The sequence below is a fragment of the Streptomyces sp. MK37H genome (genome assembly GCF_018035285.1).
GTDB classification, from domain to species: Bacteria; Actinomycetota; Actinomycetes; order Streptomycetales; family Streptomycetaceae; genus Streptomyces; species Streptomyces endocoffeicus.
Genome location: NZ_JAAAYH010000275.1, coordinates 1 through 12,236, shown reverse-complemented (window position 1 = coordinate 12,236; position 12,236 = coordinate 1). Strand labels below are relative to the sequence as shown.

10 protein-coding genes are annotated in these 12,236 nt (G+C 71.2%); 2 read left to right on the top strand and 8 right to left on the bottom strand.

Going from position 1 to position 12,236, the window contains the following annotated elements:
- A partial coding sequence (locus GWI24_RS30170; protein WP_210949053.1) for an FAD-dependent oxidoreductase occupies positions 1 to 892 on the top strand: 892 nt, incomplete at its 5' end.
- A gap of 85 nt (positions 893 to 977) precedes the next feature.
- Positions 978 to 2,870 (top strand): molecular chaperone DnaK, encoded by a 1,893-nt coding sequence (dnaK, locus tag GWI24_RS30165; protein ID WP_210949052.1) that lies wholly within the window; start codon positions 978 to 980, stop codon positions 2,868 to 2,870.
- Between the two features lie 30 nt (positions 2,871 to 2,900).
- Here the strand turns inward: dnaK and GWI24_RS30160 are convergent, their stop codons facing one another.
- From GWI24_RS30160 to GWI24_RS30125, 8 genes are all read right to left on the bottom strand, one after another.
- A complete protein-coding gene (locus GWI24_RS30160) occupies positions 2,901 to 4,367 on the bottom strand; it encodes an ABC transporter substrate-binding protein (protein ID WP_210949051.1) in 1,467 nt (488 codons plus the stop codon).
- A gap of 5 nt (positions 4,368 to 4,372) precedes the next feature.
- A complete protein-coding gene (locus GWI24_RS30155; RefSeq protein WP_308344135.1) occupies positions 4,373 to 6,355 on the bottom strand; it encodes a hypothetical protein in 1,983 nt (660 codons plus the stop codon).
- Positions 6,356 to 6,532: 177 nt separating this feature from the next.
- The gene (locus tag GWI24_RS30150; protein WP_210949050.1) at positions 6,533 to 7,705 is read right to left on the bottom strand and encodes an anhydro-N-acetylmuramic acid kinase; all 1,173 of its coding nucleotides are present in this window, start codon (positions 7,703 to 7,705) and stop codon (positions 6,533 to 6,535) included.
- Positions 7,696 to 9,078: an MFS transporter gene (locus tag GWI24_RS30145; protein WP_210949049.1), complete on the bottom strand. Its 1,383-nt coding sequence runs from the start codon at positions 9,076 to 9,078 to the stop codon at positions 7,696 to 7,698. The genes GWI24_RS30150 and GWI24_RS30145 overlap by 10 nt, the downstream gene beginning before the upstream one ends.
- Before the next feature lie 161 nt (positions 9,079 to 9,239).
- On the bottom strand, positions 9,240 to 10,496 hold the full coding sequence (locus tag GWI24_RS30140) for a cellulase-like family protein (RefSeq protein WP_210949048.1): 1,257 nt from the start codon (positions 10,494 to 10,496) through the stop codon (positions 9,240 to 9,242).
- 181 nt (positions 10,497 to 10,677) lie between these two features.
- Positions 10,678 to 10,968: a DUF1876 domain-containing protein gene (locus GWI24_RS30135; protein WP_210949047.1), complete on the bottom strand. Its 291-nt coding sequence runs from the start codon at positions 10,966 to 10,968 to the stop codon at positions 10,678 to 10,680.
- 77 nt (positions 10,969 to 11,045) lie between these two features.
- Positions 11,046 to 11,663: a hypothetical protein gene (locus tag GWI24_RS30130; protein ID WP_210949046.1), complete on the bottom strand. Its 618-nt coding sequence runs from the start codon at positions 11,661 to 11,663 to the stop codon at positions 11,046 to 11,048.
- 54 nt (positions 11,664 to 11,717) lie between these two features.
- Positions 11,718 to 12,215, bottom strand: a complete 498-nt coding sequence (locus GWI24_RS30125; RefSeq protein ID WP_210949054.1) for a carboxymuconolactone decarboxylase family protein — start codon at positions 12,213 to 12,215, stop codon at positions 11,718 to 11,720.
- Between the last annotated feature and the right edge of the window lie 21 nt (positions 12,216 to 12,236).

Below are 12,236 nucleotides of genomic sequence, written 5' to 3'. Positions count from 1 at the left end.
GCGGGTGCCGCGCTCCATGGTCATCGTGGGCGCCGGGGTGATCGGCATCGAGTACGCCTCGATGTTCGCCGCCCTGGGCAGCAAGGTCACCGTGGTCGAGCAGCGCGAGGGGATGCTGGACTTCTGCGATGTCGAGATCGTCGAGGCGCTGAAGTACCGGCTGCGCGACCTGGCCGTCACCTTCCGCTTCGGCGAGACCGTGGCGGCCGTCGAGCGCCATCCGCGGGGCGCCCTGACCATCCTGGAGAGCGGTAAGAAGATCCCCGCCGACGCGGTGATGTACTCCGCGGGGCGCCAGGGGCTCACCGACGCGCTGGACCTCGCCAAGGCGGGGCTCACCGCCGACCGGCGGGGCCGGATCGCGGTGGACGAGCACTACCGCACCGCCGTGCCGCACATCTACGCCGTCGGCGATGTCATCGGCTTCCCGGCCCTGGCCGCGACCTCCATGGAGCAGGGGCGGAGCGCGGCGTACCACGCGTGCGAGGAACCGGTGAACCCGATCCACCACCTCCAGCCGATCGGGATCTACAGCATCCCCGAGATCAGCTTCATCGGCCGCACCGAGGACCAGCTCACGGACGAGAAGGTGCCCTTCGAGGTCGGGGTCTCGCGCTATCGCGAGCTGGCCCGGGGCCAGATCGTCGGCGACGGCCACGGCATGCTGAAACTGCTGGTCTCCCCGGAGGACCGGCGGCTGCTCGGGGTGCACTGCTTCGGCACCGGCGCCACCGAGCTGATCCACATCGGCCAGGCCGTGATGGGCTGCGGCGGTACCGTCGACTATCTGGTGGACGCGGTGTTCAACTATCCGACCTTCGCCGAGTCCTACAAGGTCGCCGCGCTCGACGCCACCAACAAGATGCGCGAGGTCGACAACCTGCGGGACTGACCCCCGGCCTCCGGCCCTCCTCCGCACCCCACTCCTGAATTATCCCTTTTGGGATACTGGGAGACAGACCGGGAGGAGGGCTGAGATGACCCGCGCAGTCGGTATTGACCTGGGTACGACGAACTCGGTCGTATCGGTCCTGGAGGGCGGCGAGCCGACCGTCATCACCAACACCGAGGGCACCCGGACCACCCCCTCGGTGGTGGCCTTCGCCAAGAACGGCGAGGTGCTGGTGGGGGAGGTCGCCAAGCGCCAGGCGGTGACGAACGTGGAGCGCACCGCGCGATCGGTCAAGCGCCACATGGGCGAGGACCGGTGGCGGTTCCCGGCCACCGGGGACGTGGACGGCAAGCGCTACACCGCGCAGGAGATCTCCGCGCGGGTGCTGCAGAAGCTCAAGCGCGACGGCGAGGCGTACCTCGGCGAGGACGTCACCGACGCCGTGATCACCGTCCCCGCGTACTTCAACGACTCCCAGCGCACCGCCACCAAGGAGGCGGGCGAGATCGCCGGGCTGAAGGTGCTGCGGATCATCAACGAGCCGACGGCCGCCGCCCTGGCGTACGGGCTGGACAAGGAGAACGACCAGACCATCCTGGTCTTCGACCTCGGCGGCGGCACCTTCGACGTCTCGCTGCTGGAGATCGGTGAGGGGGTGGTGGAGGTCAAGGCCACCAACGGCGACACCCACCTCGGCGGTGACGACTGGGACCAGCGGATCGTGGACCATCTGGTCTCCCGCTTCGGACACGGCTACGGCGTGGATCTGGCCCAGGACAAGATGGCGGTCCAGCGGCTGCGCGAGGCATCGGAGAAGGCCAAGATCGAGCTCTCCGCGGCCAGCGAGACCACGATCAACCTGCCCTACATCACCGCGTCCGACCAGGGCCCGCTGCACCTGGACGAGAAGCTCACCCGCTCGCAGTTCCAGCAGCTGACCGAGGACCTCCTGGAGCGCTGCAAGGCCCCCTTCCACCAGGCGATCAAGGACGCCGGGATCAAGACCGCCGACATCGACCATGTGATCCTGGTCGGCGGCTCCACCCGGATGCCCGCCGTGACCGGCCTGGTCAAGGAGCTGACCGGCAAGGAGCCGCACAAGGGTGTCAACCCGGACGAGGTCGTGGCGATCGGCGCCTCCCTCCAGGCCGGTGTCCTCAAGGGCGAGGTCAAGGACGTGCTGCTGCTGGACGTCACCCCGCTGTCCCTGGGCATCGAGACCAAGGGCGGCATCATGACCCGGCTGATCGAGCGGAACACCACGATCCCGACCAAGCGCTCGGAGGTCTTCACCACGGCCGAGGACAACCAGCCGTCGGTGCAGATCCAGGTCTTCCAGGGCGAGCGCGAGATGGCCGCGTACAACAAGAAGCTCGGGATGTTCGAGCTGACCGGACTGCCGCCCGCCCCGCGCGGGGTGCCGCAGATCGAGGTTGCCTTCGACATCGACGCCAACGGCATCATGCATGTCTCCGCCAAGGACCTCGGCACCGGCCGGGAGCAGCGGATGACCGTCACCGGTGGCTCCGCGCTGCCGAAGGACGACATCGACCGCATGATGCGCGAGGCCGAGAGTTACGCGGAGGAGGACCACAGGCGCCGCGAGGCCGCCGAGACCCGCAACCAGGCCGAGTCGCTCGTCTACCAGACCGAGAGGCTGCTGCGGGACCAGGCCGACAAGGTGCCCGGGGACGTCCGGCAGGAGGCCGAGGCGGCGGTCGCGGATCTGAAGAGGACGCTCGAGGGCGAGGACACCAACGCGATCCGCGAGGCCACCGAGCGGACCGCCACCGTCGGGCAGAAGATCGGCACCGCGATCTACGCCCAGGCCCAGCAGCCCGGCTCGTCCGGCGGCGGATCGAGTGGCCCCACCGGCGACGGAGAGGGCCAGGCCCACGCGTCCGAGGAGGACGTCGTGGACGCGGAGATCGTCGACGACGAGAAGACCGGGGACGAGCCGAAGGGCGGCGCCGGCTGACCTTCACTGCCTTCCGGGGCGGCCTGGCCGTCACTGCTTCCTGGCCGGCTCGCCCCGCCGCGCCGATACCTCCACCAGTTCCGAGCGCCCCTTCGCGTTGAGATGCAGGATCGGAATGGCCTTGTTGCGCGGATTGCCATTGTTCTGGAACGAGATGAACCCACTCGCCCCCGGTACCTGCTGACGGCTGTTCATCTGGTGGAACATCCGCGCCACCGATTCCCCGGTCACGTCGCCCAGCGCCGCCATCTGGATGCCCTGGGCGGCGGTGAGCACCGCGTCGTGCGCCATGATGGCCTGGCCGTCCTGGTGCTGGTCGTCGGGGAACCACTTGGCCAGCAACCCGCCCGGCTGGAAGTATCGGGCCGACGGGCGGGAGACGGAGTCGGGGTCCTCCTGCCACATATCGGGGTGCGCCAGGCCCGTGTAGAGCACCCGCACCTTGCTCTCGGCGGCGTGGGCCAGGTCATCGGCGGTGAGGTTGGTGGTGTCGTCGCCGGTGATCACCATGAACTCCCGATCCTGGCACGGACGGTTGGCGATCGCGTCCAGGAACCGGGTGAGGTGCTTGCCGCGGCCCGCGAAGAAGACCGCCTCCGGCGTCTGGTCGCACAGCTGCCCCGGCATGTAGCGCAGCTCGTTCTCCCAGGCGCCGCGCACCGAGGAGTCATAGGTCATCCGGTCCGCCACCAACTGGTGGCCCTTGATGTCCTGGAAGACCTTGGTGAAGGCGTCACCCAGCGTCTTGGCGTAGTAGTTGTCCCGCGCGTCGTCCTGGACCACCACCGCCCGACGGACCCTCTCCTTCTTGAGATACGAGGAGGCGGCGTACGCCTCGTCCACATTGGTGGGGGAGACCCGGACGAGCCCCTTGATGCCCTCTATGTTGGTGGCCGTCATGGTGCTGGCGACCAGAGCGAGACCGTTGTCGGACAGCCGCCTCAGCGCGTCGAGGTTCTGCGTGTCGCTGGGACCGAGCCCGGTGACCGCGACCAGCTTGTCGTCAGAGGTCTTCCGGTCGATCAGCTCATCGACGGTGTGCTCCCAATGGGCCGCGCTGCTGCCCATATTGGCGATCAACAGCTTGATCTTGGGGGAGGAGGTGAGATCGCCGCGGTTGTGCCGGTACTGCGCCAGATACGCGCCCTCGAGCTCATGCCGGACCGATTCCTCGGAGTTGCTGTCGTCTTCGGTCAGTGTGAACGAGGTCATATAGGCGACGCTGACGTACTTGTCACCGTGCTTCTCCACCAGTTCGTTCTCCGCCTTGATCTTCTTCTCCACGGGCTTCAGATGGTCGGCGAAGGTGTACGAGCCGTCGGTGACGCCCACGCACTCGCGGTCGTCGCCCATCTTGACGACGCCGTCACCGCACCGGGCCCGCTTCTCCTCGAACCAGTTCACGGTGAGCGGGATCGCCACCGCGAGCACGGCCAGAACGATCACGCCGATCACCACTCGGCGCACAATGTGCAGCGGCCATTCCAGTCTCGGCACCGGTCTCACCCCTCGCCCGCGCTCGTCAGCGGATGGCGCCAGTGGCGGTACCGCTCCGCCTCGTTGAACAGGGCCACGATGTCGTTCCTCCGCAGTCGTGAGAGCTGGTTGAAACCGTCGGCGATCATGTCGTTCAGCCGCATCCCGGGGTCGGCGAGCGGATCGCTCCACACCCAGCGCACCGTGATCAGCTCCCGGATCACCGAGGCCGTGGTGACCGCATTCGGGGGCTCGTCCGGGGCGAGGTCGGCGAGCAGCTCCAGCGGTCCGCCGGCCTGGCCCAGCCGGTTGGGGGCGGCCGTGATGGTGTTGAACTCGCTGATCCACTGCGCCGCGGGCACCACCGGGAAGCGCTCCACCAGATACCCGGTCACCTCGTCGATCCGCTCCGCCGCCAGCCGGTGGTACATCTCCTGGACCGGGCGGCCCTCGGACCTGAAGTGCTCGGCCAGCAGCTCCTGCACCGCGTCCCAGTCGTCCGGACGCCCGGCCAGCCGCCACAGCAACAGCCGCCGCAGCCAGGGGTGGAGGGCCGGGGTCACGGCGCCCGGGCTGTGCAGCAGCCAGCGGCTGCGGACCTCGCCGAACAGCGAGTCGCCCGAGCCCAGCAGCCGGGTGCCGATGGACAGGTCGCGGGCCGCGGCGCACTCCTCCAGCGCCACCCGCCGCGCGGGGTCGAAACCGCGCAGCAGATGGTCCAGGGCGGCCTCCGCCAGCGTCCGGGTGTCCTCGCCCTCCCGCGGTGTGCGGTCCGGCAGGGTGCGCAGCCAGCGGTCCTGCTCGGCACCGTCCTCGACGGGCACGGACGAGTGCCGGAGCAGCTCCAGGACCAGGCTGACCGCCCGGGGGAGCCCCGCGGTCAGCCGGTGGACGAAGGGCGCGAGCCGGGTGAACGGCGCGAGGTCGGGGTGGTGGCGCAGCTCCAGCTCGATCCGGATGCGCACCTCGTCCAGATTGAGGTCGCGCAGCCGCAGCGGATACCACCAGGTGTCATCGCTGTCCCGGCCCGGCCGGTGCTCGCTCCAGTCCGCCAGGGATGCCCGGTCCGGGCCGCGCAGCCGCCACGGCCACTGATCGCCGGTGGCCGGGCCCCAGCGGGGCAGCCACCGGTTGGAGCTCGCCACGACGGTGAGCGGATCGCAGTCGGCGCCCGCCACCACGGCGTCGTCATGGCGGGCCCGGATCAGCAGATCGAGAAAGCGACGGCCGTACTCCGTATGGGAGTTGTCGAGCAGCAGCAGATACGAGCGGGGCATGAACGAGTGGCGCACATTGCTGCGCATGTCCTCCAGCAAGGCCGAGAACAGCACCCGGTCCAGCCGCTCCTGATCGTCCTCGTCCCCGTCATGGCGCCACAGATTGAGCTCGACCAGCGCCTCCCACGGATCCCGGCTCTGCAGCAGCGGATGGCCGCCGTACCAGGCCGCGCTGCTGGTGAACTTGCGGCCCGGCAGCCGCCTCCGGCCGCGCCGCAGCGCGTCCCGCAGCAGCGCGAGCGCCGCCGTGGAGGCGCCGTCGGGAGCGCCCACGGCGCCTCCGGCCACCTCGAAGAAGGCGGCGAGATAGTCGCCGTACCGCGCCTCCGCCTGCTCCTGGAACGCGTCCAGCTCCCGCCGGATGTTGCGCCGCCCCTCCGCGAGGCTCGTCATCCGCAGCTGGTGGTCGGAGGCGAGCAGGCCGAGCGTCAGCCGCGGGAAGTGCGAGCGGCGGTAGCGCGGCAGCTTGCGCTCCAGCTGGCGCGCGAGCAGCGCCAGGGCGTACCGCGGCAGCAGGGACTGCTCACCGCCGACATTGACATACGCGAACGGCGTCTCGGGGCCGAACTTCTCCATCAGCGCGCCATGGGCGTCGCTGGCCCCACTGCCGCGCGGCCCCAACAGCATGATCACCGGCCGCTCGTCCGTGGGCTCCAGCCTGAGACACTCCCCGACCAGACTGATGATCCCGCTGCGGCCTCTTAAGCCCGCACCCATTCCGGATTCCGCCACGTGCCCCCGTCCCCCCGTTCAGGCCCCCGTCGGCAACTAGGGGTCCTTTACCCACATTCACCCCTTCGATAGCGGGCCGTTCCCAAACGTACTCCGGGTGCGGGCGGCACCGACATCCCCTTTCCCCGTGAGGTTCCTCCGGCCGCGAGGCGCCGCCCCCTGCTCGGCGCCCCCCGCTCAGCGGCGGAAGATCTCCAGCCGGGTGGGCGCGGGCAGCCCCGGCGCGGGCAGACCGAGGCCGCGGCGCCCCGGGGTGATCGACCCCAGCACGCTGGCATGCCGGGCGCCGGTGCAGCTCGGCACCGTACCGGCCAGCCCATGGGCGGTCAGGAAGGCGAGGACGGCGAAGGCGTACGCCTCCTTCGCCCCCGCCGGAAGGCCGAGGTCATCGGAGGTCCGCAGGGTGATGGGGCCCAGCTCCCGGCGCAACGCCCCCATCAGTGCGGGGTTGCGGGTGCCGCCGCCCGAGGCGATCACCTCGGTGGCATGCACCGACCGCACCGCCTCGGCCACCGTCCGGGCCGTCAGCTCGGTGACGGTGGCGACCACGTCATCGTCCGGCACCGGGCCCGTGGCGGCCAGGGCAGCGCGCAGGTAGGACGCGTGGAACAGCTCCTTGCCCGTCGTTTTGGGCGCGGGCAGCGCGTAGTACGGCTCGGCCAGCAGCCGCTCCAGCAGCGGCTCGTGGACGGTACCGCGCGCCGCCAGGGCGCCGTCCGCGTCATGGTCCAGCCGGCCGCCCGTCAGATCGCCGACCGCCGCGTCGATGAGCGCGTTCGCCGGGCCGGTGTCGAAGGCCAGCGGATCCCCGGCACTGGAGACCACCGTGATGTTGGCGATCCCGCCCAGGTTCAGGGCGGCGCAAACACCGGGCCGCCCGCGCAGCCACAGAGCGTCCACCAGGCTGACCAGGGGAGCGCCCTGGCCGCCCGCGGCCACATCGCGGGTGCGCAGATCGGAGACCACCGGGCAGCCGGTGGCCTCGGCGATCCAGGCGGGCTGTCCGAGCTGGAGCGTGCCGTGCACCCGCCCGCCCTCGGCCCAGTGGTACACCGTCTGGCCGTGGGAGCCGATGAGGTCCGTACGCTCCTCGCACAGCTCCCGGTCGGCGCGGACCGCGAGCGCGGCGAACGCCTGGCCGATCCGGGTGTCCAGCGCGCACACGTCCCGCATGGTGGTGGCCGCCGGGGGCAGCGCGGCGCTCAGCGCCGACCGCAGCGCCTCCGGATACGCCTCGCTGACCAGCCCCAGCGGGGCCAGCACCACGGTGTCGCCGTCGAGCACCAGATCGGCCGCCGCGGCGTCCACCGCGTCATGGGACGTGCCCGACATCAGACCGATCACCCGCATGATGTCTCCTCCTCCCGCTCAGCCCCCGGCTCCGTCCGCGCCGCGTCGGGCAGTGCGCCGCGGTGGTTCTCCCCGCGCAGGGTGAACAGCGCGACCACGCTGATGGCGCAGGTCACCGTCACGTAGTAGGCCGGGATGTCGACCTCGCCGGTGTGCTTGATCACCTCGGTGATGATGAGCCCCGCGCATCCGGAGAACACCGCGTTGGACAGCGCGTACGCCAGTCCCAGACCCGTGTAGCGGACCCGGGTCGGGAACATCTCGGCGAGCATGGCCGGACCGGGCCCCGCCATCAGGCCCACCACCACGCCCGCCACGAAGACCGCCGCCCCCTGGACCCATGCCGAACTGCCCGGATGCTGCAGGACATTGAGCAGCGGGAAGGCCAGCACCGCCACCAGCGCGGCCCCGGTCAGCATCACCGGCCGCCGCCCGATCCGGTCGCTGAGCAGCCCCGCCGGGAGGATGGCGAGCGCGAAGCCCGCGTTCGCCACCACGGTGGCGACCAGCGCCTGCTGGAAGGTGGCGTTCAAGGTGGCCTGGAGATATGAGGGCATGACGACGAGGAAGGTGTAACCGGCCGCCGCCCAGCCCATGATGCGCGCGGCCCCCATGACGATGGCCCCGGCCACCTCCCGGGGGTCCGCCACCCGCTCCGGCCCGGCGGACGGCGCGGTGCCGGTGTCCCCGTCCGCCGTCGCGCGGAAGAACGGGGTCTCCTCCAGCCTCAGCCGCAGCCACAGGGCCACCAGCCCGATCGGCAGGGTCAGCAGGAACGGCAGCCGCCATCCCCAGTCGCCCAGCGACTCCGCGCTCATCACGGTGGCCAGCACCGCCGCCACCCCGGCCCCGGCCAGCAGCCCCAGCGCCACGGTGAACGACTGCCACGCCCCGTACAGCCCTCGGCGGCCCGGCGGAGCGAACTCCGTCATGATCGACACCGCACCGCCGAACTCCCCGCCCGCGGAGAGACCTTGGAGGATCCGCAACAGGGTGAGCAGCCAGGGCGCGGCCGCGCCCAGCGTGTTGTACGTGGGCAGCGCTCCGATGAGCGTCGTGGCGCCGGTCATCAGCAGCAGCACCAGGATCAGCGTGGGACGGCGGCCGATCCGGTCGCCGACCCGGCCGAAGACGGCGGCGCCGATGGGGCGGAAGAAGAACGCGATACCCAAGGAGGCGTAGGTCTTGACCAGGCCCTCGATCTCGCTGCCGCCGTCCGGGGTGAAGAAGTTCGCGGCGATGATCGTCCCGAAGAAGCCGTAGACGCCGAACTCGTACCACTCGATGAAATTGCCGACCGAACCGGCCACCAGCGCGCGGCGCGGGGCCCGCCCGGCAACACGTTCGCTGGGATCCGCTGGGGACGTCGTCACATCCGGGCCCTTTCAGCCGTCACCGCCAAGGGGATGTGATGTCCGTACCCGTCAGGGAGCGCGGTTACCGGTGCGAGCGCGGCTCCAGCGGCGCTCGAGGTCTGGGCAGATCCCGTACGACCCCGGGGCGCGGGGCAACGCGGTCCCGTACGGGCCCGTCCTCAGCCGCGCAGCACCGCGTTGCACTCCCGCTGCAGCGCGATGTCCTGCCACATCGGGTGCTGGGGCGCCGCGTTGGAGCACACCACCGCGCCCCACGCGCCCACCCGTGCCGACTCCTCGACGGCGCGACGGCAGAACGCGGCCCCCACCGGGCCCTCCTCGAAGGTCCCGTGCAGCGGGGTGTAGCCGATCCAGCCCTCGCCGAAGACCAGCGGGACCCCGTTCGCGGCCGCCCAGTCCGCGGCCGCCTCGATCCAGGTGACCAGCCGCTGGTCCATCGCCAGCCGGTGCACGGCGTAGCGGTCGTAGAGCCAGGCGTCCCAGCGGTCGGGGTCGCACCAGTCGTGGACGTAGATCTCCCGGGGGCCGACCGTGGTGGCCTCCAGCCGCCAGCGATCGCCGGGCGGAGGAGCCCAGTCGGCCAGATCGGGGGCGCCGGGGCGCAGCAGCTCCCGGCGGACCGCCTCCTGGGGGAAGGGGCGGGCCCGGTCGCGGATGGCGAAGGTGGTCAGCAGCTCGTCCAGCACCCCGTAGACATAGGGGTGGAAGACCGCCACATCCACCTCGCGCGGGACCCCGCGCAGCGAACCGACCGGCACCTTGGCGTAGTTGACCGTGACCGGCCGGTTGGGGTGGCGCTCCTTGAACCGGGCGATCCCCCGCTCCAGCCGCGGCCGCAGGGCGACGACCTTGTCCGCGCCGTCCAGCCCTTCGGTGAGCCGGCTGCCCTGGACCTCGTTGTGCAGCTCGGTGAAGGCGATCCGGTCGTCCAGACCGTGGATCACCAGGAAGTCGATCAGATCGGCCAGCGCGTCCGCGAGCGCTTCGGCGCGCCGCTCGGGTTCGACGGCCATCAGCGCGTCGAACCAGGCCCGGTCCTCGCCGAACGACGGGCTCTGCTGGTACTCCCAGCTGGAGAGGATGACGAAGCAGTCATGGCGCAGGGCCGCCTCGAACAGCTCGCGCAGCCACGCCCGTCCGTCGATCTCGCCCCCGCCGCCCAGGTCGTACCAGCGCATCCGCTGCCCGTACGCGCCGCCCAGCGCCGACGGCCGCAGCTTGGTCGTGTCCAGCTGGGAGCCGAAGAGCAGGAACGGCATGGCGCAGATGCGCACCGTGTTGTAGCCGCGGGCCACGGCGGCCTCGAAGGCGCGGTCGAGATCGGCGAAGGGCTCATCCGGGCCGGTGCGGGTGTACCAACTGAAGTCCCACAGCGAGATGGTCAGTTTCTCCGGCAGATGCGGCGACAGCGTCACAGGGTGCTCCCCGCGGTCGGCGGCTCGGCGATGACAGAGACGAGAGATCGGTTCATCGTCCGGGGGTGCCAACGGGCTGTCAAGATGTATTCATAAATAATGGCCAGCGCTGGAGTGGTCGGATTTCCACCCCGTTCATCCGGTACGGCGGGGACGGCCGGCGGCTGATGCGCGACCTCCCTCAGGCGATCCAGCCGTAGCCGGGCCGTGGTCTGCGCGAGGCAGGGGGCTCGCCCACGCTCTCCAGGTCGTGCTCGGCGGCCCGTACCAGCTGCTGCCCGAGATCGCTGAGCGCCCGCCCGGCCGCGAGCTCATCGCCGATCACGGGCACGTCCTCGTCGTCCGGGTTGCACCGGGCGAGTCCCCGGCCGGTGAGCGCCGTGGACCCGGTGTCCAGCTCCACCCGCGCCCTGGTCCGCCCCTCGTCCTCGGAGAGGTAGAGATGGACCTTCCACTCCACTGTGTGCGACATGATCTGCTCCTCACCTTCTGACGGCCGCTTCTGGTGCCAGAAGCGGCCGGACCCCGCGGCGGCGGCCGGAGCCCCGCTCAGCGGCGGTTCCTGCCGGACCACACGGGTTCCACCACCTTCCACTCTGCCTCCCATCGCGCGTAACGCCTGCGGTCCAGGGTCCGCCGGACCCGGGCCCGCCCCGTGAACGCGAGCGCGGCCACCGTCGCCGCGGTGATACAGCCGGTGAACCAGCCCATGGTCCGCGCGGTCGACGGGGAGGAGGGCGGCTGCGCCAGGGCGCCCTCGCGGTTCACCCAGACCCGTACCTCGTCCCCCGAGTCGCCGTCGCCCGCCACTGTGGCGGTGCCCGTATGGCGCTCACCGTCGTTCGCGACCCAGCGCACCCGCGCCTGCCGCGGCTCCCGCACATCGCTGTGTGCCGGGCCGGGTGTGGCGTCGGCGAGCCGTGCGGTGATCTGGTGCCGGGCCGAGGTCTCGGCGGCCACGACGCGCATCTGGGAGGCGTGTGCCGTGTACCCCGCGCTGATCGCGGCGGCCGGCAGCCCGACCACGAGGATCAGCGCGAACAGCACCGTGCACCAGGTCTGGATCCGGTCCGTCCGGCGGCGCAGCGGGTTGGGCCCCCTGGCCGGGCGTCGTTTGAGCAGGGGCGGACGCGGCCCGAATACGCGTCGCGGTCCGTGGGTGTTCATGGTCTGGCCTCCAGCGGGTGCTGACGCCGGTGCGCGGTCGCGCGGGCGTCGGGGTCAGGTGCGCGGGGCGGGCTGATAGGCGCCGGGCACCATCCGCGCGCTGATCGCCGTGCGGTTGTAGGCGTTGATCACGACGGCGGCCCAGATCACGGCCGCCACCTGCGGTTCGTCGAAGACCTCGCGGGCGGCCGCGTAGACCTCGTCCGGCACATGGCCGTCCTGGAGCGAGGTCACCGCCTCGGTCAGCGCGAGCGCGGCCCGCTCCCGCTCGGTGAAGAACGGGGTCTCCCGCCAGGTGGCGAGGGTATGGATCCGCTGCTCGGTCTCGCCCTGGGCGCGGGCGTCCTTGGTGTGCATGTCCAGACAGAAGGCGCAGCCGTTGAGCTGCGAGGCGCGGATCCTGACCAGCTCCAGCAGCTCGGGCTCGACCCCCGCCGCCCGGGCGGCCCGCACCGCCGCCCGGTGCAGCTCGCCCATCGCGGCGGACACCTCGGGGGCGAGGCCCTTCAGATCCAGCCGGGCGGTGGTGCGGGCCGGGGTGGTCGTCGTCATCGGTGAACTCCGTTCGTCGCG

Excerpts from the sequence above, each read along its gene's own strand:
- dnaK (WP_210949052.1), top strand. The coding sequence starts at position 978 with ATGACCCGCGCAGTCGGTATTGACCTGGGTACGACGAACTCGGTCGTA.
- GWI24_RS30150 (WP_210949050.1), bottom strand. The coding sequence starts at position 7,705 with ATGCGGGTGATCGGTCTGATGTCGGGCACGTCCCATGACGCGGTGGAC.
- GWI24_RS30135 (WP_210949047.1), bottom strand. The coding sequence starts at position 10,968 with ATGTCGCACACAGTGGAGTGGAAGGTCCATCTCTACCTCTCCGAGGAC.
- GWI24_RS30130 (WP_210949046.1), bottom strand. The coding sequence starts at position 11,663 with ATGAACACCCACGGACCGCGACGCGTATTCGGGCCGCGTCCGCCCCTG.
- GWI24_RS30125 (WP_210949054.1), bottom strand. The coding sequence starts at position 12,215 with ATGACGACGACCACCCCGGCCCGCACCACCGCCCGGCTGGATCTGAAG.